The sequence below is a fragment of the Mycobacterium neumannii genome (assembly GCF_048452905.1).
Taxonomy (GTDB): domain Bacteria; phylum Actinomycetota; class Actinomycetes; order Mycobacteriales; family Mycobacteriaceae; genus Mycobacterium; species Mycobacterium neumannii_B.
On sequence record NZ_JBCGVF010000006.1, the window covers coordinates 493,081 to 517,039 of the forward strand.

A 23,959-nucleotide genomic window follows, 5' to 3' on the forward strand; every position below is an offset into this window, starting at 1 on the left:
CGCTGCGTGCACACTGAGATACTCGACATCAACCGTAGACGGCTGGAGGGGCACGACGTGACCAAGACGATCGCACGGGCGTTGGGCATCGCGGCGTGCGCGCTCGGGCTGATGTTCGGTGCCGTAGGGATCGCGGCCGGCCAGGGTGATGTGAAATCCCCCGACACCCCCGAAGGGGTCTACACGGTCAAGATCGCCGGACAGGCCGAGACCACCTGGGAGATCTACCCGATCTGCGTACCGACGGTGGGCGATCTGCGCGAGCCGCTGATCCTTCCCGTCGGGTGCCGGCTCAAGGTCACACCGGCCGGCCGCGGAGGCGCCGAAGCCAACATGGTCGGCGGCGAGTGGACGTTCCAGGCCAACACCTTCGACTCGATCCGCAACTGCCCCGACGGCAGCACCGCGCTGCAGAAGGAGATCTACTCCTTCAACGGGGCCACGCTCACCGGGCGCGCCAGGATCATTCACGGTGCGGTGTGCGGCGAGCAGCCCGGGATGGTCGAATTGCCGCTGACGATGACGTTCAAGGAACCGCTGGCGATTCCCGTCACGCCGTATCCACTCATCTGCGAGCCCGGCGGTCTGCGCATCTGCTACTAGGTAGCTGACGATCCGTCGATCGGAGGAGCGGCCGGCCGGCGGGCTGGACCCCGCCGGGCGGGCCCGCCTGCCGCTCCTCAACGGCAAGGCCCTCGATCTGACCGGTCCTGGCCTGACCGATCGATGGGGTGTCACGTGCACCGACCTCGGCGCGTCGGCGGTCGCGCCGAACGGAAAGCTGGTCTCGGTGTTCGGTGACACCTTCTCGGGTCTGCGGGTCGGCCTGGGGGACTGGCGATCCCCGGTCGTCCTGATCGGCACGGGCGACGCCGACCACCCGATCGTTTACGAACGCGCCGGCGGCAGCGATCCCGATTACGCGCGCCAACTGTGGCACTACGAGCACGACGACGCCGGCACCGGCTGGCTTCGCGGCGGTATCAGCACGGTGATCCCGTCGGACCTGCTGACCGTCGGCGGGTCGATGTATCTGCACGCGATCGTCAACCGCGGCTTCGGCAACGTCGTCTGGACCGAGATCTGGCGCTCGCACGACAGCGGTGTGAACTGGACACATCTTGGGGACAAGGCCAAGTTTCCCGCCGACCTCCACGACGGTCATGCACAGTGCTGGGCTTGGGATTACGACCCCGACGACGGCTGGGTGTACGTGGCCGCGACCGGCTTCCAGCGCGACAAGGGCATCGTGCTGATGCGCGTGCGTCCGGAGCATATCGGCGACAGGACCCGTTATCTGAGTTGGCATTTCGACGGGACGCGATGGTCGTGGGGGACGAGATCGGCGACGCCGATCACGCCCGCCGGCGAGCGATGGGGCGAGCTCGCGTTCCGCCGCATCGGGCCGGGGAAGTGGGTCCTCGGCGGATTTCTCGCATCGAAGTATGCGCTCGGCTACCGCGTGGTGGCCTCACCGGTCGCCAACATGCACACCACGCCGGTTCAGACACCCATCCTCGGATCGGCGTGGCAGGACGAAGACCATCTCGGCAGCCGGGTCGCCCAGCTCTACGGCGGCTACCTGTTGCCGGGATCGCGCTTCGACATCGACGGTGGCATCGGGCTGATTGTCTCGCAGTGGAATACGACGACCGGCTGGCCGTATCGAGCGATGCAGTTCAAGACCGCGCTCAAAGACAGCACCAAGACGGTGCCGCCGCCCGACCCGATCAATCTGTAGCGTCCGATCCGTCGGGGTCGTGACGCCCCTATGGTGTTAGAGCGGGGCCGAAGGGAAGGCGAGCAGTGGCTGGGAGATCTGGGGATTCCGGCGCCAAACGTGTAGTGGTCTGGGGCACCGGTTTCGTGGGCAAGATGGTGATCCCCGAAATCGTCGAACACCCCCTGTTCGAGCTGGTCGGCGTCGGCGTGAACGACCCGGACAAGGTCGACCGCGATGTCGGTGAGATCTGCGGGCTGGACACGGAGTTGGGTCTGGCCGCGACCGACGACGTCGATGCGCTGATCGCGCTGAAACCCGACGCGCTGGTGCACTACGGACCGACGGCCAATCACGCCGACGACAACATCGCACTGATCACCCGATTCCTTCGGGCCGGCATCGACGTCTGTTCGACCGCGATGACGCCCTGGATCTGGCCCACGATGCATCTGAACCCGCCGAATTGGATCGAACCCATCACCGAAGCCTGCGAACTCGGCGAATCGTCGTGCCTGACCACCGGCATCGACCCCGGGTTCGCCAACGATCTATTCCCGATGACGCTGATGGGTCTGTGTTCGGAGGTGCGCAAGGTTCGTGCCTCCGAACTGCTCGACTACACCAACTACGAAGGCGACTACGACCGCGAGATGGGCATCGGCAAGCCGCCCGAGTACCGTCCGCTTCTCGAAAATCCCGACATCCTGATATTCGCCTGGGGCGCAACCGTTCCGATGATCGCGCATGCCGCGGGCATCATGCTCGACGAGATCACCACCACATGGGACAAGTGGGTCACGCCGACCGAACGCAAGACCGCCAAGGGCATCATCGCCCCGGGGAACGTCGCGGCCGTGCGGTTCACGATCAACGGCGTGTACCGGGGCGAGACCCGCATCCAGCTCGAACACGTCAACCGGATCGGTAACGACGCGGCGCCCGACTGGCCGTCGGGCAACGAGAACGACGTCTACCGCGTCGACATCGAGGGCACACCCAGCATCTTCCAGGAGACCGCGTTCCGTTTCACCGACGGTTCCGGGCGAGACGCCGCCGCGGCCGGCTGCCTGGCGACCGGCCTGCGCGCGCTCAACGCGGTGCCCGCGGTCAACGACCTCTCGCCGGGCTGGGTGACGGCGTTGGATTTGCCATTGATTCCGGGCGCAGGCACCATCCGCTGATGGCCGATGGGATAGGGCTGTCGGTTGGCGCGACCAACCTGGCGGCCGTCGTCGTGGGCAGATCAGCCCTGACCCGGTCGCCGGTGTTGACGCGGTTCCCGCACCGGCCGCCCGAGGTCGGCGTGCCCAACGAAAACCCCAACCTCGACGAACGCGGCCTGATCCTGACCGATTTCGTCGACCGGGTCGGCGACCATGTCGGCATCGTTGCCGCCGACGGTTCCACTCACAAGGCCGAAGTCGTGCTCGCCGACGCCCTGCGGGCGATGCTTCACGCGGTCGGAGGCGGCCGAAGTCCTGGCGGCAACATCGCAGTGACGCACCCGGCGCACTGGCGGCCCGCATCCGTCGACGCGCTGCGCGGCGCGCTGGCCGCGGTTCCCGAGTTTGCGCGGCCCCGGACCGCGCCCGTGGTCTCAGACGCGGTGGCGGCGCTGACCTCGCTGCAGGACGAACCGGGGGTGCCCAGCCGCGGCGTCATCGCGCTCTGCGACTTCGGCGGGACCGGAACGAGCGTCAGCCTGTTCGATGCCGGTAACGGTTACGCGCAGATCGGCGAGACCGTCCGCCACCACGACCTGTCCGGTGACCTGGTCGACCAGGCGCTGCTCACCCACGTCCTCGAGGATCTGTCGGCGGCCGGGGCCGTCGATCTGTCCAGCACCTCGGCGATCGGCTCGCTGTCTCGATTACGAGCGCAGTGTCGCGGCGCCAAGGAGCGGCTGTCCACGGCGACGTTCACCTCGCTGGTGGCCGAATTGCCCGGACACCGCAGCGACGTGCGGCTGACCCGCACCGAACTCGACGAAGTGCTGAGCGGACCCCTCACGGGCTTCGCGAACACCCTGCAGGAGACCCTGGAGCGCAACGGAATTCGTGAACTCGCGGCCGTCGCGTCGGTCGGCGGCGGGGCGCGGATCCCGATCGTCACCACCACGCTCTCGGAGCGGTTCCGGGCGCCGGTCATCACCTCGGCCCATCCCGAATTGGCCGCGGCCGTAGGCGGCGGGTTGGCCGCCGTGCGGGGCACCGTGGAAGAGGGGATGACCGCGATGTCCGCGGCGCCCGGGGCTGCGGCTGCCGCCGCCGCGGCGACGGCGATGGCCCCCGAGGTCGGCTCCTCGGGCGACGAGGGGGCACCACAGTCGGGTTCCTTCGGGGCGTTGGCCTGGTCGGACGCCGAGGAGTTGCCTGAGGTCCCGGAAGGCATGGCAACGGACCCCTACGACTACGGACCGCCCGCGGGCGCCGGCGAGGTGCGGCCGCAGATGCAGTTCGGAGACGACGAGTCCTGGGACGACCTGCCGCCGCGACCGGTGCCGTGGTACCGCAATCCGGCGGTCCCGCTGGCCGGCGGTGTCCTCGTGGTGCTGGCGGCGCTGGTGGCCGCGGTGCTGTGGGTGATGTCCGGCGACGAGTCCGCACCCGATCCCGCGTCGACCACCCCACCGCCGATGACGGTCACCCCGCGGCCCACGACGCCGACCACCGCCGAGCCGCCGCCACCGCCGCCGGCCACCCAGGCGCCGCAGACCGTCTACCGGCCGCCTCCGCCGGTGACGCGGACGGTCACCGAACCGCCCCCGTCGCCCGAACCGCCACCTCCACCTCCGCCGTCGCCGGAGCCCCCGCCGCCGACGACGGAGCCGCCGCCGACGTCCGAGCCGCCGCCGACCACCCAGCCACCGCCGTGGAGCCCGACGGCGCCGTATCCGACCATCCCAGGTCTTCCGTGGGTGCCCGCTCCGCAACTACCCGGTCAGCCGGGACCGTAGGGTAGTTCGGTCGGCTGGCAAGATTTCGGCGGTTCTGCTGATTATTGCCACCTATTGGTAGGGTGCCGGCATGCATACAGTCGCGGTTGTCGCGCTGCCGAACACGATCGCGTTCGACCTGGCGACGGCGGTCGAGGTGTTCGGCCGCGTTCGACTGCCCTCAGGGGAGCCGGGATACCGCGTCATGGTGTGTGCGACGGCTCCGGTTGTGACCGCAGGTCCACTCGCCATCGCGAGCGACCGCGGGATCGCAGATCTGCGGCGCGCCGAGACCATCGTGGTGCCCGGCTGCGACGACCTGGACACCCCGCCGCCCGATGAGCTCGTCGACGCGCTGCGATCGGCCCACCGCGGGGGCGCGCGGATCGCGTCCATCTGCACGGGCGCGTTCACGCTCGCGGAGGCCGGACTGCTCGACGGTAGGCGGGCCACCACCCACTGGGTGGCCGCCGACCTGTTCGGTGCGCGGTACCCCGATGTGCACCTCGATCCCGACGTCCTCTACGTCGACGACGGCGACATCCTCTCGTCGGCCGGCGCGTCGGCCGGGCTCGACCTGTGTCTGCACATGGTGGCGCTCGACCACGGCAGCGCGATGGCCGCCGATGCCGCACGCATGGCGGTCGCTCCATTGCACCGCAGCGGAGGCCAGGCCCAGTTCATCGTGCGAAACCGCCCGGCGATCAACAGCATTGCCGAGCAGACCACGCTCGATGACCTGCTGGCATGGCTCGAACACAACGCGCATCGCGACCTCACACTGCACGACTTGGCCGCGCAGGCGGCGCTCAGCGTGCGGACCCTCAACCGTCGCTTCCAGGCCGAGACTGGGCAGACGCCGATGCAGTGGCTGACCGGCGTGCGTATCCGCCATGCGCAGCAGTTGTTGGAGAGCACCGATCACGGTGTCGAACGCATCGGCCGCGAGGTGGGCTTCACGTCCGCGGCGAACTTCCGCGAGCAGTTCCGGCGACTGACCGGTGTGTCGCCGCAGAGCTACCGCAACACGTTTCGCGATCGCATCGCCGGCTGACGGCTCAGGGGTTCCTCGGCTTCTTGGTCAACACCAGGTGCGCCATCGGGATCTGACTCTTCTCGGGGGCCGCGGCAAGCCGGGCGGCCAGGCCCGCCTCCAGGCGATCGAAGAACTGGACCGATCGCGGGTCGGCCACGCCGCCCTCGAGTGTCGTCGCCAGCATCGGGAACACCGCCGCCCTGGCGAACGATGCCCACTGCGCCCCGAAAGCCGTTGCGTTGCCGTCGACTTGGTACTGCTGCCAGAAGCGGTCCCCGGCGTCGAAGATCTCGAGATGCTCGATCTCGAGTTGTTCGAAGCGGCCCTTCGGAGCGAACGGCGCCAGGAAATCCTGCTCGCGCCGGCCGACGATCGGGATACCCATCCGGTGCACCTCGTCGGCCGTCAGCAAGCCGTCAGCGGCCAATTCGTCGATCGCGTCGACCAGCGCGCCGAGCACCTTGCGGTACCCCACCTCACCGTTGTCGTCGACCGCCGTCGTCATCACGACGAGACGTCCGCCGCGGCGCAGTTCACGACCGCGGAACGCGATGAACTCGTGCCAGTCGGTGGCGGCCTGCCTGGCGTAGGCGGCGCGCACGGTCTCGTCGCGGCTGTAGGCCACGTGGACATGGTCGGGGATCGGCGCGGGGACACGGCTGAGCCAATGGATGGCCCACGAACTCCAGCCGAGGATCACGCTGCTCGACGGCATGATCTGCGAGTAGAACGACCGCCCGATCGCGGAGGCGAAGGCCGCCGAGTCCTTGCTCAGATAGGTGTCCGGATCCTCGGCCAGAGTGCGGAACAGCGCGGTGAAGTCGTTATCCGGTACGTCGGTGTGCACGACCAGGGTGGGGTGATCAGTGCGGGTCCGCTTGCGCACCACCGCGATTGCCGCGCAGATGGGTAGAAGCGAGTTGTGGCCGGTCGACGCGCCGTAGTCGGCGATGACGAACGGCTGCGGAGGCCTCGGGATCGGAACGGTTGCGGCCGCTTCCTCGAAGAGCTTGATGGCTCCCTGCAAGCCCGCGGCCTGCAGACGCGAACCGGCGGTGTACGACCCGCTCTCCATCGGCTCGGGCCGCACGACGATGCTGGACTCGGGCATCGCGACCTCCGTGACGTGCGGACAACAGGTTCGGTCCCATCCGACCGTAGTCCCCGCGGGCCGTCGCCGCCGACGGAGGTCGACGTATCCGTTGCAACACCGCGCCGCGCGCTGCCTGCCGTGCCAAACTCTGCCCATGAGCGGAAGGGTCGGGCCGCGCGTCGCCGTCGTCGTCTCCGTGTTGACCCTCGTGACCGCCGTCGTCGGTTTCATCGTCACCTTGGTGCTCAACGCGTTCGTCCTCGACGATTTCGACGCATACGGCGAGGTGCCGATACCAGGGTCCGGAAACATCGAGTTGCCCGCAGGCGAGGTGACCGTCAGCTTCCACACCGTGACCACCGGACAACCCACCAGTGGCTTTCCGATCCCCGCGCTCAGCATCAACATCGACGCGCCCGGCGGTGCAGCGGATCCCGAGGTGACTGAAAGTATCGGCGGGACAACCACCGTGAACAGCGACACCCACGTGCGGATCTGGGTGGTCCGGGTCGCCGAGCCCGGCACCTATCGAGTCTCGACCGACGGCAATGTGAACGGATACATCGATCCCCGCCTGTCCTTCGGCCACGGCAGTTCGTACGGCTGGCTGGCGTGGCTGTGCGGCGCGTTGGCCGCAGTCGGGGTACTCGCGCTCATCGCCGCCCTGATCTGGTCGGGCCGCGCGGCCAAGGCGGCGCGCCCGCTGGCGCCGCACGAGATCGTCAACGCCGACGCACCGCCGACGCTTCGGGCGGTCTCGACGCCCGCGTCGGCGTATCAACCCGACGACCGGGGCGCACGCCTCGAACAGCTGAAGCAGCTGGCCGCTCTTCGGGATTCGGGTGCGCTGACCGAGGCCGAGTTCGAGGCAGAGAAGCGCCGCATCCTGGGGGACTAGCCGCCGAGCCGATTGGCAGCTCAGCTGCCGCGGGCCACCCACTCGTCGTAGTTGACGAGTTCGTCGCCGATCGTCGTGGAGTCGCCGTGACCCGTGTAGACGACTGTGTGGTCGGGCAGCTTGCCGAGTCGGCCGGAGATCGACTCGAGGATGGTAGGGAAGTCGGAGAACGACCGCCCTGTCGCCCCAGGCCCGCCCTGGAAGAGGGTGTCGCCGGAGAACACCGCGTTCAACTCGGGCGCGTGCCAGCACACCGAACCCGGCGAGTGGCCGGGCGTGTGCAGGGCGCGAAGCTCGGTCCCGGCGACCCGCAGGGTGTCGCCGTCGGAGACAGTGCGGAAGTCGCTGTCCGGGTGCGTCATTCGCCACAGCATGTCGTCGGCCGGGTGCATCAGTACCGGAGCGTCGAGCGCCTGACCCAGTTCGGGCGCAACCGTCACATGGTCGTTGTGCCCGTGAGTGCACACGACCGCGACCACATGGCGACCGCCGACCGCGTTGACGATCGGTCCCGCGTCGTGGGCCGCGTCGAACACCACCACCTCGGAGTCGTCGCCGACGATCCAGATGTTGTTGTCGACTTCCCAACTGCCGCCGTCGAGTTCGAAGGTGCCGTGGGTGACCACCCGGCCGACCGGTCCGCCGTTCATGATTCTCCGTTCTTCGCGCGAGCATTCATCACAAGATCACCACCGAGCGCAGCACCTCGGAGCCGCCGTGCATCTTGTGGAACGCCTCTTCGACGTCGTCGATGCCGATGCGTTCGGTGACGAACTTGTCCAGCGGTAGACGCCCCTGCAGGTACAGGCTGATCAGGGTGGGGAAGTCGCGTTCGGGCAGGCAGTCGCCGTACCACGACGACTTCAGTGCGCCCCCGCGCGAGAAGAAGTCGATCAGCGGCATCTCCAGCGTCATGTCCGGGGTCGGGACACCCACCAGGACAACGGTTCCCGCCAGGTCGCGGGCGTAGAACGCCTGCTTCCAGGTCTCCGGTCGCCCGACCGCGTCGATCACCACGTCGGCGCCGAAGCCGTCGGTGAGGTCGGCGATGGTCTCCACGGGGTCCAGCTCGCGGGCGTTGATGGTGTGGGTAGCGCCGAAGTCGCGCGCCCACTCGAGCTTCTTGTTGTCGGTGTCCACGGCGATGATGCGCTTGGCGCCGACCAGTGCGGCGCCGGCGATCGCGGCGTCGCCGACACCGCCGCAGCCGATCACCGCCACGGTGTCGTCGCGGCTCACCGCACCGGTGTTGACCGCGGCGCCCAGGCCGGCCATCACGCCGCAGCCGAGCAGTCCGGCCGCGGCGGGATCGGCGGCGGGATCGACCTTGGTGCACTGCCCCTCGTGCACGAGGGTCTTGTCGGCGAACGCGCCGATGCCCAGCGCCGGGGTCAACTCGGTGCCGTCGGTCAGCGTCATCTTCTGCGCGGCGTTGTGGGTGTCGAAGCACAGGTGCGGGCGGCCGCGCTTACAGGCCCGGCACTGGCCGCACACCGCGCGCCAGTTCAAGATCACGAAGTCGCCGGGTTCGACGTTGGTGACGCCTTCGCCGACGGATTCAACCGTGCCCGCGGCCTCGTGGCCCAGCAGGAACGGGAATTCGTCGTTGATGCCGCCCTCCCGATACGTCAGGTCGGTGTGGCAGACCCCGCACGCGGTGACGTCGACCACCACCTCACCCGGACCCGGGTCGGGAATCACGATGTTCACGACCTCGACTGGTTCGTCCTTCTTTCGTGAGATCACTCCGCGCACCGTTTGACTCATGAGTACAACCTATCGGCTGCGGGGAACACCGGGACATATGGCTGATTCGCTTCCCGCGCTGTTCCTCTCCTACGGTGCGCCGCCGCTCGTCGACGACGGGACGTGGGTGAGTCAGCTGGCGGCATGGGCGGGCGAATTGCCGCGTCCAGCGGCCATCCTCGTCGCGCTCGGCGCCTCTAGGGATCCCGCACAGCAGGCACGGCAGGTGATCGACGGCTACTGGATGGGGCTGGCCAAGAGATCGATCGAATTGATTTAGCGGTTGAACCACCCGGCGCGGGACTCCGTTGTGCAATGGACATCAGCTCAGCACGCCGGAAGGAAATCGCGATGACCGATATCGACCACAGCCCAGCCGCGGACACGACCGAGGATTTCGCCGCGCGGATGGTGTCCGCGATCGACAACGCCAGCCTTGCCCTGCTGTCGTCGATCGGCCACCAGACCGGGTTGTGGGACACCATGGCCGGTTCGGCCCCGGCCACCAGCGCCGAGATCGCCGCGGCCGCGGGACTCAACGAACGTTATGTGCGGGAGTGGCTGGGCGGTGTGGTCGCGGCCGGGGTGGTCGACTACGACGCGGCGGCGGGCACGTACTCGCTGCCGCAACACCGTGCCGCGGTGCTCACCCGCGCCGCAGGCCCGGACAACCTCGCGCGCGTCGCGCAGTTCATCCCGTTGCTGGCCGAGGTTGAGCAGAAGATCATCGGCTGCTTCCGCTCCGGCGGAGGGCTGCCCTACAGCGAGTACCCGCGGTTCCACAACGTGATGGCGGAGCAGAGCGGTGAGGTGTTCGACGCCGCGCTCGTCGACGTCATCCTTCCGATGGCCGACGGACTGCCGCAGCGGCTGCGCGAGGGCGTCGACGTCGCCGACATCGGTTGCGGTAGCGGGCACGCGATCAACGTGATGGCCCAGGCCTTCCCGGCCAGCCGGTTCACCGGGATCGACTTCAGTGACGAGGGGCTCGGCGTGGGGCGCGCCGAGGCGGCTCGGCTGGACCTGGGCAACGTCACCTTCGTCGCCGCCGACGTCGCCGCCCTCGACTTGCCCGAAAGTTTCGATGTGGTCACGGTTTTCGACGCCATCCATGATCAGGCCGCGCCGGCCGCGGTGTTGGCGAACATCCACCGTGCGCTGCGGCCGGGCGGATACCTGCTCATGGTCGATATCAAGGCCTCGAGCCGACTGGAGGACAACGTCGGCGTGCCGCTGTCCACGTACCTCTACACCGTCTCGACCATGCACTGCATGACGGTGTCGCTCGGCCTCGACGGCGCGGGACTCGGCACCTGTTGGGGCCACCAGCTCGCCGCGTCGATGCTCGCCGATGCCGGCTTCAGCGACGTGCAGGTCCGCGAGATCGAGACCGATCCGATCAACAACTACTACATCGCGCGCAAGTAGGCTCGGCGCGATGAGCGCGCTGGATCTCATGGACGACTGGCCGGTTCCCCACGCCGCGGCCGCGGTGGTCGGGCCGTCCGGAGTACTGGCCGAGCACGGCGAGCAGCGGCGGCGATTCGAGTTGGCGTCGGTGACCAAGCCGCTGGCCGCACGTGCGGTGCAGGTCGGTGTCGAGGAGGGCGCCGTCGAACTCGACACCGAGGCGGGCCCGCCTGGGGCGACCGTGCGTCACCTGTTGGCGCACGCGTCGGGTTACTCGATGCGCTCGTCGGAGACGATGGCCGAGCCGGGGACGCGGCGCGTCTACTCGAACTACGGGTTCGGGGTGCTCGCCGAGACGCTCGAGAAGGCGACGGGCATCGCGTTCGACCGGTATCTGACCGAGGCGGTGTTCGAACCGCTGGGCATGACCGACAGCGTGCTCGATGGTGGCGCGGCTGCCGCGGGGTACGGCGCGACGTCGACGGTCGCCGATCTAGCGGCCTTCGCCGCGGACTTGCTGCGGCCGGCGACGGTCTCCGCACAACTGCATGGCGAGGCGATCTCGGTGCAGTTTCCTGGCCTTGACGGGGTGCTGCCGGGGTTTGGTGTGCAGCGGCCCAACGACTGGGGGCTGGGCTTCGAGATCCGCGGCGGCAAGTCGCCGCACTGGACGGGCGCGGCGAACTCCGAGCGCACGTTCGGGCATTTTGGCCAGTCAGGGACGTTTTTGTGGGTCGATCCGGACGCCGATCTGGCGCTCGTCGTGCTCACCGACCGCAATTTCGGCGAGTGGGCGTACAAGCCCTGGCGGGCCTTGTCTGACGAACTCCTGAGAGAATTTGCCGCAGACTAGCGCAACAGGCGCCTCACAAGGCACAATAGACACGCACGACACAGCTGTAATTTCGGGTCCAAGAGGCCGCTTGGGGAAGACGTCCCTCGTGGAGCCGAAGGAGTGGCAAATGCGTGCGTCGAACCAGTTCGCCGAAGCGACGACGGGCGTGGTCTACATCCACGCGTCACCCGCTGCGGTGTGCCCGCATGTCGAGTGGGCGTTGTCGTCGACCCTTCAGTCGAGGGCGAACCTCAAGTGGACCCCCCAACCGGCCATGCCGGGACAGCTGCGTGCCGTCACCAACTGGGTCGGCCCGGTCGGGACCGGTGGCGCGTTGGCCAGTGCGTTGCGCTCGTGGTCGGTGCTGCGCTTCGAGGTGACCGAGGACCCCAGCCCCGGCGTCGACGGCCATCGCTGGTGTCACACGCCGCAGCTCGGACTGTGGAGCGGATCGATGAGCGCCAACGGCGACGTGATCGTCGGCGAGATGCGCCTGCGGGCGATGATGGCCGCCGGCGCAGACACGCTGGCCGCCGAACTGGACTCCGTGCTGGGCACGGCATGGGACGAGGCCCTGGAGCCGTACCGCGACGGCGGTGCGGGCGCGGAGGTCAGCTGGCTGAGCCGGGGAGTCGGGTAGCCGACGACATCAGGCAGGGAGTCGGGTAGCCGACGACATCAGGCAGGGAGTCGGGTAGCCGACGACGCCGAATGTGCATCCGGCGACGCTTGTCGCCGGTTTTCCGTCGTAGATTTCACTTTCGGTGCGGCGTCAGGATCTTCAGGGCGCCGGGCACCGCCGACACCTCGACCGGTAACGGGCACATGTACTCGCCGTCGGCGTAGGCGTTGATGCCGGGGGAATCCACAGTGATGGTCTTGGCCCGTGCGGTGCTGACCTCGTCGAGGTCGACGTGGGTGCCCTTGAACACGGTGGGGAACAACCGGATCAGCCGGGTGCGCGACGCCGAGGCCACCATCGTCACGTCGAGCAGCCCGTCGGTCGGGTCGGCGCCGGGACAGATCCGCATGCCGCCGCCGTAGCTGCGGGTGTTACCGAATGCGGCGAGCGTCAACTCCGTCGTCACCTCCTCGCCGTCGAACGACAACCGAAACGGCAGCAGCCGCAGCTTCGACAGCTCCGCGACCATCGCGAGGTTGTACCGCATGCGGCCGTGGGGCCAGCGCATCCGATTGGTCCGGTCGGTGACCAGCGAGTCAAAACCCGCGGCCATCACGGTGCCGAACCACTTGTCGGTGCCGTCGGCGCCGCGGATCCGCCCGAGGTCGATCGTCCGGGCGGCCCCGCCGGTCAGGCCGTCGACAACGACGTCGGCGGCGGCTTCGGGATCACGGGTGGGAATGTCGAATTCGCGTGCGTGGTCGTTGCCGGTGCCCGCCGGGATGATGCCCAGCGGGATGTCGGTCTGCGCAAGCACTTGCAGCGCAAGGGAAATGATGCCGTCGCCGCCGACGACCACGAGCGCATCCATCCCACGTTCGAGTGCGCCCTCGACGAGTTTGCGCGCGTGCTCGGCGCTGGTGCCCGCGATCGCGACGACGTCCATGCCGCGCCGATGGAATTGCGCGACAGCGCGTTCGGCCGCGTGTGGTGCGCTGCCGTGCCCCGAGGCGGGGTTCGTCAGCATCGTGACGCGGCCGTCGATCGTCATGGAATCAACTTGCCCGGGTTGAGGATTCCCGCCGGGTCAAGTGCGTCCTTGACCGCGCGCAGGATCGCGACGCCGAGGTCGCCCACCTCGTCACGCATCCACGGCCGGTGGTCGGCGCCGACGGCGTGGTGGTGGGTGATGGTGGCCCCGGTGCGCATCATCGCCTCCGACGCCGCGGCTTTCGCCTTGCGCCACTGCTCGATCGGGTTGCCCCGCTGCCCGGCGACGACCGTGAAGTACAGCGACGCGCCGGTCGGATACACGTGCGAAATGTGGCACAGCACCAGCGATGGCGTGCCGGTTTCGGTCAGCGCGTTCGTCAGCGCCTCGGTGACCGCGGCCTTGAGCGCAGGCACGTTCGACCAGTTCGTCGCCGTCTCCAGCGTCTCGCACAGCGCGCCCGCCGACAGCAGCGAGTCACGCAGATACGGCGCGTTGAACCGGCCGTGCTCCCATGCGCGTGCGGGTTCTTCGCCCAGCGAGGTGCCGCCCGCGGCCCCGAGCACCGCGCGCGTCTCGGAATGTCTGCTGGCGACATGGGCTTCGGTGCCCTCGAACATCGTTATCGCCAGGCAGCCGCCGGTGATCTGCTTTTCGCCGATGCTGTCGGTGGTCGCGAGGTTCACTCCGGTCTCGGCCTCGTCGGACAGCCGGATCACCGTCGGGCCCGTTCCGGTCTGCACGACGGCGCGCAGGGCGTCGGCGCCGGAGGCGAAGTCGGGGAACGACCACGCCTCATAGCGGGTGGCCGTCGGGACCGGATGCACCCTTACTCGAACCCGTGTGATGACGCCGAGCACGCCCTCTGACCCGATCAGCAGTTGTCGCAGGTCAGGTCCGGCCGCCGACTCCGGTGCGCGGCCGAGGTCCAAAACGCCGACCGGCGTGACCGCCCGCAGGCCGCGCACCATGTCGTTGAAGCGGCCGTAGCCCGCCGAGTCCTGGCCCGACGAACGGGTCGCGGCGAAGCCGCCGATGGTGGCGAACTGGAAACTCTGTGGGAAGTGGCCGAGCGAAAAGCCGCGCGCACCCAGCAGGCGTTCGGCGTCCGGCCCGGTCACTCCCGCGCCGAGTTCGGCTTCCCCGGACACCTCGTCGAGGAAGTGCAGTTCGTCGAATCGGCGCAGGTCCAGGGAGATCGTCGCGCGGAATTCGCCGCGGATCGGATCCAAGCCGCCGACGACGCTGGTGCCGCCGCCGAACGGGACGACGGCGAGGCGGCGCTCACCGCACAGGTGCAGGATCGCCGCGATCTCCTCCTCGGTGCCCGGCAGCACCACGGCGTCCGGCGCGTCCTGCTCACCGGGGTCGCGGCGGCGCAGCAGGTCCAGCGTCGACTTGCCGCCGGCCCGGAGCAGACGACCCCGCTCGTCGACGCGGCAGTAGTCGCTCCCGACGATGCCGGTGAGCGCATCGCGGTCCTCGTCGGTCAGCGCCGACGGCCGCAGGCGCACCTGCTCGGATTCGAGTTCTCCGTCGGTCGACGTCTCTACGCCGAGCGCCTGTTCGAGCAGCGTCCGGATGCCGTCGGATAGTGGTTTCGCCTCGGCGGGATCGCCCCAGGCGTTCCACTTCATCGGGGGCAGGAGAGTGGTCGAGGGAGCATCCGGACGCGTCATGCGTTACAGTATTACACATGTCGTCAATCCGTAACGAGGAGTCGACGGTCGAGGCGCGCATCATCGATGCCGCGGCGGCCTGCGTGCTTGCGGTCGGGGTCAAGCGGGTCACGCTGACCGACATCGCCCGGCGCGCGCGCATGAGCCGCCCGACCATCTACCGCAGGTGGTCCGATACGAACGGCGTGCTCGCGGCGCTGATGACCGAGCGCATCGCGGGCGTGCTGGACAAAGTGCCCGACAGCGGTTCCGACCGCAGAGCGCTGGTGCAGCGGGTAGTGGAGGTGGCCCGGCACCTGCGGAACGACGACATCATCATGTCGGTGCTGCGGGATGCACCGGAATTCGCGATGGTCTACATCGCCAACCGGCTCGGGACCAGCCAGATGATCCTCATCGACGCGTTGACCCACGCCATCAAGATTGCTCAGGACGAGGGCAGCGTGCGCGCCGGTGATGCGCGCCAGCTGGCCGCGATGTGCCTGCTGATCACCCAGTCGGCGATTCAGTCCGCGCAGATGGTCGAAAAGCTGTTGGACACCGATGCGCTCGACGCCGAGTTGGCGCACGCCCTCGACGGGTATCTGGCACCGTGACCGGCTCGACGGCTCTGAACTCCGCGCGGCGCAGCGCCGAACTGGCGGCGCTGGCCGACGGCGAGCGCGTCGACGCCATCGTCATCGGCGGTGGTATCACCGGAACGGGCATCGCGCTGGACGCGGCGACCCGCGGTCTGAGCGTTGTGCTGGTGGAGAAGCAGGACCTGGCGTTCGGCACCAGCCGCTGGAGCTCCAAGCTGGTTCACGGCGGGCTGCGATATTTGGCGACCGGCAACGTCGGAATCGCCCGCCGCAGCGCCGTTGAACGCGGAATCCTGATGACACGCAACGCACCTCACCTGGTCTCGGCGATGCCGCAACTGGTTCCGCTGCTTCCGTCGATGAACCCCGCGTCGAGGGCGTTGGTGCGTATCGGCTTCGCCGCGGGCGACGGCCTGCGCAAGCTGGCGGGCACGCCGGCGTCGGTGTTGCCGCGCTCCCGGCGGATCGACGCGCGCCGGGCCGTCGAGCTGGCGCCGACCGTGCGCCGCGACGGTCTCGACGGCGCGTTCCTGGCCTATGACGGGCAGTTGATCGATGACGCCCGCCTGGTCACCGCGGTGGCGCGCACGGCGGCCCAACACGGCGCCCGGGTGTTGACGCGGGTGGCGGCGTCGCACGCGACCGGCACCTCGGTCCGGCTGACCGATCAGCTCACCGGCGAGTCGTTGGAGGTTGCAGCGCGCGCGGTGATCAACGCCTCCGGGGTGTGGGCGGGCGAGGTGGATTTCTCGATCAAGCTGCGGCCCAGCCGTGGAACGCATCTCGTGTTCGACGCGGCGGCGTTCGGCAAACCGGTTGCGGCGCTGACTATTCCGATACCAGGGGAGATCAACCGTTTCGTGTTCGCGATGCCCGAGCAGCTGGGCCGGGTGTACCTCGGGCTGACCGACGAGGACGCGCCAGGGCCGGTCCCGGACATTCCCGAACCCGCGCCTGAGGAGGTCTCGTTCCTGCTCGACACGGTGAACACCGCCCTCGATGTCGCGTTGAGCCCGTCCGACATGATCGGCGCCTACGCAGGGCTGCGTCCTCTGATCGACACGGGCGCGGGCCGCACCGCCGATGTGTCGCGCGAACACGCGGTCGTCGAATCACCCTCGGGCGTCATCAGTGTCATCGGCGGCAAGCTGACCGAGTACCGCTTCATGGCCGAGGACGTGCTCGACCGGGCGATCGAGTGGCGCGGGCTGACCGCGACCGACTGCCGCACCCGCAACCTGCCACTTGTCGGGGCGCCGTCGAATCCGGTTGCCACGCTGCGTCATCCGACGGAGATGCCCGGTTCACTGGTGGCTCGCTTCGGCGCCGAGGCGCCGAACGTCATCGCCGCCGCTGCGTGCGAGCGGCCTACGGAACCGGTCGCCGAGGATATCGACGTCATCCGTGCGGAATTCGAGTACGCGGTGACCCATGAGGGCGCGCTCACCGTCGAGGACATCGTCGACCGCCGCACCCGCATCGGACTGGTCGAGGCCGACCGCGAACGGGTGGTGGCGGTAGCCGACGAGTTCTTGGTGTCAGCGCGCGAACGGTAGCTTCGCGCCTCTTTCACCGAGGCCGACGAAATGGTCGATTCCACGCGCGCATTCCCGCCCAAACGTCGGTTTCGACGCTGGAGGTTGCGGCGCCGCTGGAGGTTACAGCGGGATGTTCTTGTGCCGGCCGCGGCGTGCCGGCGCCTCCGCCAGCGCCTGGGTCAGCTTGCTGCGGGTGTGCGCCGGATCGATCTTCTCGTCGACGACGCCGATATCGATCGCGGAATCGACTCCGCCCGCGAGCTTCTCGTGCTCCACGGCCAACTGCTCGTGCAGAGCCTCGCGCTCGGAGAGATCTTCCACGGCGGCCAGCTTCTTCTTGTGCAGGATGCCGACCGCGGCCTTGGCACCCATGACCGCGACCTCGGCGTCCGGCCATGCATAGACCTTCGTCGCACCCAGCGAGCGCGAGTTCATCGCGATGTAGGCGCCGCCGTAGATCTTGCGCGTCACGAGGGTCACTCGCGGGACCGAGCACTCACCGAACGCGTGCAGCAGCTTGGCTCCGCGCCGCACGACGCCGCCCCACTCCTGATCAACGCCGGGCAAGTAACCGGGAACGTCGACGACGTTGATGATCGGAATCCCGAACGCGTCGCACAGGCGCACGAATCGCGCCGCCTTCTCGGCGCTTTCAGAGTTCAGGCAGCCGCCGAGACGCAGTGGGTTGTTGGCGATGACGCCGACGGAGCGACCGGACAACCGACCGAGACCGATGACGATCGACGGGGCCCACTTGGCCTGGAACTCCTCGAACGGCACGCCCTCGTCCAACAACGCCTCGACGAGCGGGTGCACGTCGTATGCGCGCCGCGCCGACTCCGGCAGCAGCGCGTGCAGGTCGGTGTCGCCCGCTTCGGCCTTGGCCCGGTCGAAATGGCCCTGCTGGCAGAACAATCCGACCAGTCGGCGGCCGCGCTCGTAGGCGTCGAGTTCGTCGTCGGCGACGATGTGGCAGACGCCGGACTTCTTGTGGTGGGTGTCCGGGCCGCCCAGCGACGCCATGTCGACGTCCTCGCCGGTCACGCTGCGCACTACGTCGGGTCCGGTGACGAACACCCGGCTCTCGGGCGCCATCACGATCACGTCGGTGAGTGCCGGACCGTACGCCGCACCGCCGGCGGCGAACCCGACGACGACCGAGATCTGTGGGACGTAGCCGGAGGCCCGGATCATCGCCTCGAACACCAGGCCGACGGCGTGCAGCGCCTTGACGCCCTCGGCGAGGCGGGCGCCACCGGAGTGCCAGATGCCCACGATCGGGCTCTGCTCCTCGATGGCTTGGTCGTAGGCGTCGACGATATGGGCACAGCCCTCGACGCCCATGGCCCCGCCCATGACGGTGCCGTCGGTGCAGAACGCGATGGTGCGCAGCCCGTTGACGGTTCCGGCGGCGGCGAGAACGCCCGAACGGTCGCGCTCGTGCAGCAGTTCGACACTGCCGTCGTCGAAGAAGGTGCTCAGACGCAGCAGTGGGTCACGAGGGTCGAGCGATTCGCCGACTGTCTCGGGCGCCATGGTCGTCATTCAATACCTCCTGTTGCGCTGGATTCCGGGGAGTGTCAGTACTTCCCGAAAGCGAGCGCGACGTTGTGCCCACCGAATCCGAACGAGTTGTTGATCGCGTACTGGTAATTGCCTGACCGCGGTTCACCGGCGACCACGTCCAGATCGATCTCCGGGTCGAGGTTTCGCAGGTTCAGCGTCGGCGGAATGATGCCTTCGCGCAACGCCATAACGGTCAGGATGGACTCCACGGCACCGACCGCGCCGACCGAGTGGCCGAGCGCCGCCTTGGGTGCGTACACCGCAGGCTTGTGGCCGCCCATCGCGTTGTTGATCGCCTTGCCCTCGGCCACATCGCCGACGCTGGTGCCGGTGGCATGCGCGTTGACGTGGTCGATGTCAGTGGGCTGCAGCCCGGCGAGCTGGATGGCGCGCGTCATCGCGTGACCGGCCTGTTCGCCGTTCGGGTCCGGCGCCACGATGTGGTAGCCGTCCGAGGTGATGCTGGCTCCCATGAGCCGGGCCAGGATGTTGGCGCCGCGGGCTTTGGCGTGCTCTTCAGTCTCGATGACCATCAGCGCACCCCCTTCGCCGAACACGAACCCGTTACGGTCCTTGTCGAACGGGCGGCATGCGCCGGCAGGGTCATCGTTGGTGGTGGACAAGACGATTCGCATCTGAGCGAAGCCGGCGATCGGCACCGCCTCGATCTTGGTCTCCACCCCGCCGCAGATCGCGACGTCCGCATCGCCGAGCACGATGTTGCGCCAGGCGTGCGCGATGCCTTCGGAACCCGATGCGCAGGCCGACACCGGAGTGACCACCCCGGCGCGGGCCTTTCGCTCCAATCCCACTGCGGCGGCAGCGGCATTGGGCATGTACATCTGCACGGCCAACGGTGAAACCGCCTTGAGGCCCTTGGCGCGCATGTTGTCGTAGCTGAACACCAACTCCTCGGTGGAGCCCATGCCGGTGCCGATCGACACCATCAGCCGTTTGGGGTCGACCTCCGGTGTGCCCGCGTCTTCCCAGACCCGCCGGCTCAAGACCGTCGACATCTTCTGCAGATACGACAGCCGGCGTAGTTCCACTCGGGTCAACTCGTGGTCGAAGTCCTCGAGGAGATGCCCGCCGATCCGAACCGGCAGGTCATACTCCTCGACGAACGGGTCCTCGAGCCTGCGGATTCCGCTCTGGCCGTCCAGCAGCTTCTTCCAGGTGTCGTCCGCGCTGGTGGCCAGGGCCGTCGTCATGGCGATACCCGTGACGACGACGTTGGGGAAACCGTCCCCCGTCGATAACCCTGCCATTACTGCTGAGGACTTCCTTCCGCTCAGTAGCGTCCGAAGGCCAGGGCGACATTGTGTCCGCCGAAGCCGAAGGAGTTGTTGATGGCGTACTGGTAGTCGCCATAACGAGGCTCGCCTGCAACCACATCGAGATCGATCTCAGGATCGGGCGTCTCGTAGTTCAGTGTCGGCGGGATGACGCCGTCACGTAGCGAGAGCACGGTCAGAGCCGACTCCAGCGCGCCGACCGCTCCGATGGAGTGGCCGAGCGCCGACTTCGGCGCGTAGACCGCAGCATGCTCCACCCCGGCGGACCGGATCGCGTTGGCCTCGGCGACATCACCGATGGACGTGGCCGTGGCGTGGGCGTTGACGTGGTCGATGTCCTTGGGATCCAGGCCCGCGGTCTCCATCGCACGTTTCATCGCCTGGCCGGCGCGAAGGCCGTCGGACGCGGGCGCCACCATGTGGAAGGCATCGGACGTGATGCCCGCACCCATCAGGCGTGCCAGCGGCTTGGCGCCGCGGGCTTTGGCGTGCTCCTCGGTCTCGATGACCATGAGTGCACCGGCCTCGCCGAAGACGAACCCGTCGCGGTTCTTGTCGAACGGCCGCGAGGCGCCCTCGGGATCCTCGTTGTTGGTCGACATCGCGCGCATCATCGAGAACGCCGCGATCGGCAGCGCTTCGATTCCGCCCTCGACGCCGCCGACGACGGCGATGTCGGCGTCACCCATGACGATCTGGCGCCAGCCGTGGGCGATGGCCTCCGAACCCGATGAGCAGGCCGAGACCGGGGTGATGACCCCGGCCCTCGCGCCCAGTTGCAGACCGATCACCGCGGCCGCACCGTTCGGCATGATCATCTGCACCGCGAGCGGCGACACCTTGCGGGGGCCGCCCTCGTTCATCGCGTCGTAAGTCTCGACGATCTTCTCGCCGCCACCCAGACCGGTGCCGACGACCACGGCGAAGCGATCGGGATCGATCTCGGGCGTACCCGCGGTCTCCCAGAGCTGGCCAGACAGGAACTTGGCCATGCGCTGGACATACGACATCCGTCGCATGTCCAGTCGCGTCATGTGGTCGTCGATCGCGTCCACGAGGTGACCACCGATGCGGACCGGAAGGTCCCATTTGGTGACGAACTCATCCTCGAGGACGCGGATGCCGCTTTCTCCGGCCAGCAGCCCCTTCCACGTGCTCTCGATGTCCGCCGCGACCGACGTGGTCGCCGTGACGGCGGTCACGACGACGTTGGGGAAACCGCCGTTAGCAGTGGAAGGTCTACTCATGCCCGATCGGCTTCGATCTGCGCGCGGATGGCCGCGGCCGCTTCGGGGTTCTCTTCCTCGAGCTTCTGGATGTAGGTGACGACGTCACCGACGGTGCGAAGACCGGCGAGGTCCTCGTCGGGGATCTTCACGCCGTACTTGTCCTCGGTCTGCACGGCGATCTCGACCATCGACAGCGAGTCGATGTCCAGGTCGTCGACGAAGCTCTTCTCAGGGGTGACCTCGGAAGGCTCGATGCCGGTGACCTCTTCGATGATCTCGGCGAGACCGGTGATGATTTCGTCCTGACTGGCGGGCACGGTGGCTCCTTCTATTTAGTGGTGTTACTTGATGGGAATGACGATCGTTATGTGGTTGTGTCTGGCGCAGGCCTGCCTATGAGAGTTCGGCGAGCCCGTCCAGGTCAGCGGGGGACTTGACGGCGTGCGTCGGCACCCCCCGAAGTTCTCTTTTCGCGATACCAGCGAGGGCCCCGGCCGGCGGGAACTCGACGATCGCGGTCACAGCGAGCCGGCGCATCGTCTCGGTGCAGAGGTCCCAGCGGACCGGGCGCGTCATCTGCGCCACCAGCTTGCTCATGGCGTCGGCAGCCGAATCCACCGGCTGGCCATCCCCGTTCGACAGTAGCGTCGTGTTCGGTTCTGTGCTCGTTACACCGTCGGCCGCGGCGGCATAACCGTCGAGGGCCGAGGCCATGTAGTGGGTGTGGAATGCACCGGCGGTCGCCAGCTTGCGCACCCGCGCCTTCTCCGGCGGATCCTCGACCAGCTTGTCCAGCGCGGCGATCGCACCGGCGGCGACGATCTGTCCGGCTGCGTTGCGGTTGGCCGGGACCAGGTCGAGCGCTTCGAGGCGGGCCAGCACATCGGCTTCCTCGCCGCCGAGCACGGCGGCCATGCCCGTGGGCTCGACCGCGCACGCCTTGGCCATCTCGGCACCCCGGGTGGCCGCTAGCTTGACGGCGTCGTCGGCGGAGATGACGCCGGCGATTGCGTAAGCGGCGATCTCGCCGACGGAGTGGCCGGCCACCACGGTCTTTTTGTCGGCGATTGCACCGCGACGGGTCAGTTCCTCATGGGCCAGCAGCGTCGCCGCGACGACGAGCGGCTGGGTCACCGCGGTGTCGGTGATCTCCTCTGCGGAGGCGGTGGTGCCCAAGCGGGCCAAGTCCAGCCCGCTGATCTCGGACCATCCGGCGAGCCGCTCGGCGACACCGGGCAGCTCCAGCCATGCGGCGAGCATGCCGGGTGTCTGGGAGCCCTGCCCGGGCGCGAGAAGTGCAAGCACAGCGTTATGAGGCACGAATTAAGAAAACACTGTGAAGACGGGTTTGCGCGGTGTAAGAGATTATGAACCTCGTCTTATGTTTTTGTGGAGACCCCACAAAATCGCCTGTGATGCGACGCTACCGAAATCTGCCCGCGATCTACGCCCTGTCCAGCTGAGCGTTCAGCGGTGCTGGTCGCAGCGCTGAACGCGCCGGACTGATCATGTTTGCTGTGCTCGTCTGGTATGGCTGACGGCCCAATCGGCCGACGGTGACGGCCACCCGCAGCACGTAGGCGTCGCGCGGAAGCGTGGGATCACGCCCGGTGAAGTCGGCGATTCGTCTCAGCCGGTACCGAACGGTATTTGGATGAACGAACAATTTGCGTGCGCAGGCCTCGATGGCCCCGCCGGAGTCGAGATAGGCGTCGAGGGTCTCCGCCAACGCCGGACCCGCATCGGCAAGCGGCCTCATCACCTCGGTCTCCAACGCCGCGATCGCCGACACGTCGCCCAGGAGTGCGCGTTCGGGGAGCAGTTCGCGCGCCGACACCGGCCGCGGCGCGCCCGACCAGCCTGCGACGGCGTTCATGCCCGCGATGGCCTCGGTCGCGCTGCGGTGTGCGCTCGCCAGCGTGGTGGCGGTGGGTCCGATCACGACGGGCCCCTCGGCGAACACCGTCATCATGTCGGTCAAGAACTTGTCGGTCGGGGAGAGCGCACCCGACACGATCGCAACCAGCCATGTGCCGTGCACGTCCGACAGCGCGGCGCGACCATTGCGCCGCACCACGTCGTGGACGTCGTCGCTGGCCAGATCGATGCGGTCGGGCTGCGGCAGCCCGACGATGACGGTGGCGGGTGCGGTGGCGTCCCAGTTCAGCGCGGCGGCCTGGGACTGCAGCTCGGGGCCGACGTCGCCGCGCACCACCGCGTCGACGACGTTGGCCTCCATCCGGGTGTCCCATGCGCCGCGCGCCTCGGCCTGGTCGGCGTACGCGCTGGCCGCGGCGAACGCGAGGTCGCGGCTGTAGCGCAGGATGCCCGCGGTCAGCGCGGTCAGCTGCTCCTCGGAGCGGGCCAGCAGCGGCACCACCTCTTCGAAGAACTCCATGGTTACGCGCACCATCTCCACCGACTGGCGCAGCGCGATGCGCCGCCGCAGGTCCTGTGGCACCACCTCGAAGGCCTGCGCGGTGTAGCTGACGTTGCTCTGCGGGTCGCGCATCCACTCGACAAAGTTGACCACCGCGGTCTGGACGACCAGCTGGACACTGGCCCGCTGCGAGGCCTCGAGTTCGGCGAAGAACGGCAGGCGTTCCTCCATCGCCCGCACCGCTTCGGTGGCCAGCCGGCCCGAATACTGCTGTAACCGGCGAAGCACCGAGTCGGGAACGGCTTCGAGAACCTCGACCGTCGACTTCGGTGGCACGAACCGGTTGTCAGGCACCTCTAAAGGCTACGCCACTGTTATGGAGGAAACCTCCAAGCGGCGGAG

22 protein-coding genes and 2 pseudogenes are annotated in these 23,959 nt (G+C 68.2%); 13 read left to right on the forward strand and 11 right to left on the reverse strand.

The window, feature by feature from the left end; genetic code table 11:
- Nucleotides 1-57 precede the first annotated feature (57 nt).
- The 5 genes from AAHH99_RS20050 (at nucleotide 58) to AAHH99_RS20070 (ending at nucleotide 5,712) form a co-directional block, all read left to right on the forward strand.
- The gene (locus tag AAHH99_RS20050; protein ID WP_418770228.1) at nucleotides 58-603 is read left to right on the forward strand and encodes a hypothetical protein; all 546 of its coding nucleotides are present in this window, start codon (nucleotides 58-60) and stop codon (nucleotides 601-603) included.
- A gap of 67 nt (nucleotides 604-670) precedes the next feature.
- Entirely contained in the window at nucleotides 671-1,741 is a 1,071-nt protein-coding gene (locus AAHH99_RS20055) for a DUF4185 domain-containing protein (protein ID WP_418770298.1), read from the forward strand.
- A 134-nt stretch (nucleotides 1,742-1,875) separates the two neighbouring features.
- Entirely contained in the window at nucleotides 1,876-2,904 is a 1,029-nt protein-coding gene (locus AAHH99_RS20060; protein ID WP_418770299.1) for a dihydrodipicolinate reductase, read from the forward strand.
- The gene (locus AAHH99_RS20065; RefSeq protein ID WP_418770229.1) at nucleotides 2,904-4,679 is read left to right on the forward strand and encodes an Hsp70 family protein; all 1,776 of its coding nucleotides are present in this window, start codon (nucleotides 2,904-2,906) and stop codon (nucleotides 4,677-4,679) included. Before AAHH99_RS20060 ends, AAHH99_RS20065 begins: the two co-directional genes overlap by 1 nt.
- 70 nt (nucleotides 4,680-4,749) lie before the next feature.
- Nucleotides 4,750-5,712, forward strand: coding sequence for a GlxA family transcriptional regulator (locus AAHH99_RS20070; protein ID WP_418770230.1), 963 nt, complete (start codon nucleotides 4,750-4,752; stop codon nucleotides 5,710-5,712).
- A 4-nt stretch (nucleotides 5,713-5,716) separates the two neighbouring features.
- Here AAHH99_RS20070 and AAHH99_RS20075 read toward each other — a convergent pair whose 3' ends face one another.
- A complete protein-coding gene (locus tag AAHH99_RS20075; protein ID WP_418770231.1) occupies nucleotides 5,717-6,805 on the reverse strand; it encodes an SAM-dependent methyltransferase in 1,089 nt (362 codons plus the stop codon).
- Between the two features lie 136 nt (nucleotides 6,806-6,941).
- Between AAHH99_RS20075 and AAHH99_RS20080 the strand changes: the two genes are divergently transcribed.
- On the forward strand, nucleotides 6,942-7,685 hold the full coding sequence (locus tag AAHH99_RS20080) for an SHOCT domain-containing protein (RefSeq protein WP_418770232.1): 744 nt from the start codon (nucleotides 6,942-6,944) through the stop codon (nucleotides 7,683-7,685).
- A 20-nt stretch (nucleotides 7,686-7,705) separates the two neighbouring features.
- On the opposite strand, the gene AAHH99_RS20085 is transcribed toward AAHH99_RS20080, so the two are convergent.
- Together AAHH99_RS20085 and AAHH99_RS20090 are read right to left on the reverse strand one after the other, a co-directional pair.
- Complete coding sequence (locus AAHH99_RS20085; RefSeq protein WP_418770233.1) at nucleotides 7,706-8,335, reverse strand: MBL fold metallo-hydrolase; 630 nt, start codon at nucleotides 8,333-8,335, stop codon at nucleotides 7,706-7,708.
- A 28-nt stretch (nucleotides 8,336-8,363) separates the two neighbouring features.
- Complete coding sequence (locus AAHH99_RS20090; protein ID WP_418770234.1) at nucleotides 8,364-9,452, reverse strand: S-(hydroxymethyl)mycothiol dehydrogenase; 1,089 nt, start codon at nucleotides 9,450-9,452, stop codon at nucleotides 8,364-8,366.
- A 37-nt stretch (nucleotides 9,453-9,489) separates the two neighbouring features.
- Between AAHH99_RS20090 and AAHH99_RS20095 the strand changes: the two are divergent.
- The 5 genes and pseudogenes from AAHH99_RS20095 to AAHH99_RS20115 form a co-directional block, all read left to right on the forward strand.
- Nucleotides 9,490-9,615 (forward strand): annotated as a pseudogene (locus tag AAHH99_RS20095) (dioxygenase); the annotation flags it as partial.
- Nucleotides 9,601-9,711: pseudogene (locus AAHH99_RS20100) on the forward strand (dioxygenase); the annotation flags it as partial. The pseudogenes AAHH99_RS20095 and AAHH99_RS20100, both read left to right, overlap by 15 nt.
- Nucleotides 9,712-9,782: 71 nt before the next feature.
- The gene (locus tag AAHH99_RS20105) at nucleotides 9,783-10,859 is read left to right on the forward strand and encodes a class I SAM-dependent methyltransferase (RefSeq protein ID WP_418770235.1); all 1,077 of its coding nucleotides are present in this window, start codon (nucleotides 9,783-9,785) and stop codon (nucleotides 10,857-10,859) included.
- Nucleotides 10,860-10,869: 10 nt separating this feature from the next.
- A complete protein-coding gene (locus AAHH99_RS20110) occupies nucleotides 10,870-11,694 on the forward strand; it encodes a serine hydrolase domain-containing protein (RefSeq protein WP_418770236.1) in 825 nt (274 codons plus the stop codon).
- Nucleotides 11,695-11,803: 109 nt separating this feature from the next.
- Nucleotides 11,804-12,316, forward strand: coding sequence for a DUF3145 domain-containing protein (locus tag AAHH99_RS20115; protein ID WP_066841821.1), 513 nt, complete (start codon nucleotides 11,804-11,806; stop codon nucleotides 12,314-12,316).
- A 115-nt stretch (nucleotides 12,317-12,431) separates the two neighbouring features.
- Here the strand turns inward: AAHH99_RS20115 and AAHH99_RS20120 are convergent, their stop codons facing one another.
- Nucleotides 12,432-13,349 (reverse strand): diacylglycerol kinase, encoded by a 918-nt coding sequence (locus AAHH99_RS20120; RefSeq protein WP_418770237.1) that lies wholly within the window; start codon nucleotides 13,347-13,349, stop codon nucleotides 12,432-12,434.
- Nucleotides 13,346-14,926 carry an FAD-binding oxidoreductase gene (locus tag AAHH99_RS20125; protein WP_418770300.1) on the reverse strand — a complete coding sequence of 527 codons (1,581 nt, stop codon included), beginning with the start codon at nucleotides 14,924-14,926 and terminating at the stop codon, nucleotides 13,346-13,348. Before AAHH99_RS20125 ends, AAHH99_RS20120 begins: the two co-directional genes overlap by 4 nt.
- A gap of 59 nt (nucleotides 14,927-14,985) precedes the next feature.
- Here AAHH99_RS20125 and AAHH99_RS20130 point away from each other — a divergent pair, with 59 nt between their 5' ends.
- Together AAHH99_RS20130 and AAHH99_RS20135 are read left to right on the forward strand one after the other, a co-directional pair.
- Entirely contained in the window at nucleotides 14,986-15,564 is a 579-nt protein-coding gene (locus AAHH99_RS20130) for a TetR/AcrR family transcriptional regulator (protein WP_418770238.1), read from the forward strand.
- Nucleotides 15,561-17,105 carry an FAD-dependent oxidoreductase gene (locus tag AAHH99_RS20135; RefSeq protein WP_418770239.1) on the forward strand — a complete coding sequence of 515 codons (1,545 nt, stop codon included), beginning with the start codon at nucleotides 15,561-15,563 and terminating at the stop codon, nucleotides 17,103-17,105. Before AAHH99_RS20130 ends, AAHH99_RS20135 begins: the two co-directional genes overlap by 4 nt.
- 102 nt (nucleotides 17,106-17,207) lie before the next feature.
- On the opposite strand, the gene AAHH99_RS20140 is transcribed toward AAHH99_RS20135, so the two are convergent.
- The 6 genes from AAHH99_RS20140 to AAHH99_RS20165 all read right to left on the reverse strand — a co-directional run bounded on the left by AAHH99_RS20140 (nucleotide 17,208) and on the right by AAHH99_RS20165 (nucleotide 23,911).
- The gene (locus tag AAHH99_RS20140; protein ID WP_418770240.1) at nucleotides 17,208-18,632 is read right to left on the reverse strand and encodes an acyl-CoA carboxylase subunit beta; all 1,425 of its coding nucleotides are present in this window, start codon (nucleotides 18,630-18,632) and stop codon (nucleotides 17,208-17,210) included.
- A gap of 35 nt (nucleotides 18,633-18,667) precedes the next feature.
- Complete coding sequence (kasB, locus tag AAHH99_RS20145; protein WP_418770241.1) at nucleotides 18,668-19,921, reverse strand: 3-oxoacyl-ACP synthase KasB; 1,254 nt, start codon at nucleotides 19,919-19,921, stop codon at nucleotides 18,668-18,670.
- 23 nt (nucleotides 19,922-19,944) lie between these two features.
- On the reverse strand, nucleotides 19,945-21,195 hold the full coding sequence (gene kasA, locus AAHH99_RS20150) for a 3-oxoacyl-ACP synthase KasA (protein WP_418770242.1): 1,251 nt from the start codon (nucleotides 21,193-21,195) through the stop codon (nucleotides 19,945-19,947).
- The gene (gene acpM, locus AAHH99_RS20155; RefSeq protein ID WP_064394089.1) at nucleotides 21,192-21,494 is read right to left on the reverse strand and encodes a meromycolate extension acyl carrier protein AcpM; all 303 of its coding nucleotides are present in this window, start codon (nucleotides 21,492-21,494) and stop codon (nucleotides 21,192-21,194) included. The genes kasA and acpM overlap by 4 nt, the downstream gene beginning before the upstream one ends.
- 76 nt (nucleotides 21,495-21,570) lie before the next feature.
- A complete protein-coding gene (locus tag AAHH99_RS20160) occupies nucleotides 21,571-22,482 on the reverse strand; it encodes an ACP S-malonyltransferase (protein ID WP_418770301.1) in 912 nt (303 codons plus the stop codon).
- 139 nt (nucleotides 22,483-22,621) lie between these two features.
- On the reverse strand, nucleotides 22,622-23,911 hold the full coding sequence (locus AAHH99_RS20165) for a PucR family transcriptional regulator (RefSeq protein ID WP_418770243.1): 1,290 nt from the start codon (nucleotides 23,909-23,911) through the stop codon (nucleotides 22,622-22,624).
- Nucleotides 23,912-23,959 lie beyond the last annotated feature (48 nt).

Bases quoted from the DNA above. Each gene is read 5' to 3' on its own strand.
- AAHH99_RS20060 (WP_418770299.1), top strand. From the start codon at position 1,876: ATGGTGATCCCCGAAATCGTCGAACACCCCCTGTTCGAGCTGGTCGGC.
- AAHH99_RS20065 (WP_418770229.1), top strand. From the start codon at position 2,904: ATGGCCGATGGGATAGGGCTGTCGGTTGGCGCGACCAACCTGGCGGCC.
- AAHH99_RS20070 (WP_418770230.1), top strand. From the start codon at position 4,750: ATGCATACAGTCGCGGTTGTCGCGCTGCCGAACACGATCGCGTTCGAC.
- AAHH99_RS20075 (WP_418770231.1), bottom strand. From the start codon at position 6,805: ATGCCCGAGTCCAGCATCGTCGTGCGGCCCGAGCCGATGGAGAGCGGG.
- AAHH99_RS20080 (WP_418770232.1), top strand. From the start codon at position 6,942: ATGAGCGGAAGGGTCGGGCCGCGCGTCGCCGTCGTCGTCTCCGTGTTG.
- AAHH99_RS20085 (WP_418770233.1), bottom strand. From the start codon at position 8,335: ATGAACGGCGGACCGGTCGGCCGGGTGGTCACCCACGGCACCTTCGAA.
- AAHH99_RS20090 (WP_418770234.1), bottom strand. From the start codon at position 9,452: ATGAGTCAAACGGTGCGCGGAGTGATCTCACGAAAGAAGGACGAACCA.
- AAHH99_RS20105 (WP_418770235.1), top strand. From the start codon at position 9,783: ATGACCGATATCGACCACAGCCCAGCCGCGGACACGACCGAGGATTTC.
- AAHH99_RS20110 (WP_418770236.1), top strand. From the start codon at position 10,870: ATGAGCGCGCTGGATCTCATGGACGACTGGCCGGTTCCCCACGCCGCG.
- AAHH99_RS20115 (WP_066841821.1), top strand. From the start codon at position 11,804: ATGCGTGCGTCGAACCAGTTCGCCGAAGCGACGACGGGCGTGGTCTAC.
- AAHH99_RS20120 (WP_418770237.1), bottom strand. From the start codon at position 13,349: ATGACGATCGACGGCCGCGTCACGATGCTGACGAACCCCGCCTCGGGG.
- AAHH99_RS20125 (WP_418770300.1), bottom strand. From the start codon at position 14,926: ATGAAGTGGAACGCCTGGGGCGATCCCGCCGAGGCGAAACCACTATCC.
- AAHH99_RS20130 (WP_418770238.1), top strand. From the start codon at position 14,986: ATGTCGTCAATCCGTAACGAGGAGTCGACGGTCGAGGCGCGCATCATC.
- AAHH99_RS20140 (WP_418770240.1), bottom strand. From the start codon at position 18,632: ATGACGACCATGGCGCCCGAGACAGTCGGCGAATCGCTCGACCCTCGT.
- kasB (WP_418770241.1), bottom strand. From the start codon at position 19,921: ATGGCAGGGTTATCGACGGGGGACGGTTTCCCCAACGTCGTCGTCACG.
- kasA (WP_418770242.1), bottom strand. From the start codon at position 21,195: ATGAGTAGACCTTCCACTGCTAACGGCGGTTTCCCCAACGTCGTCGTG.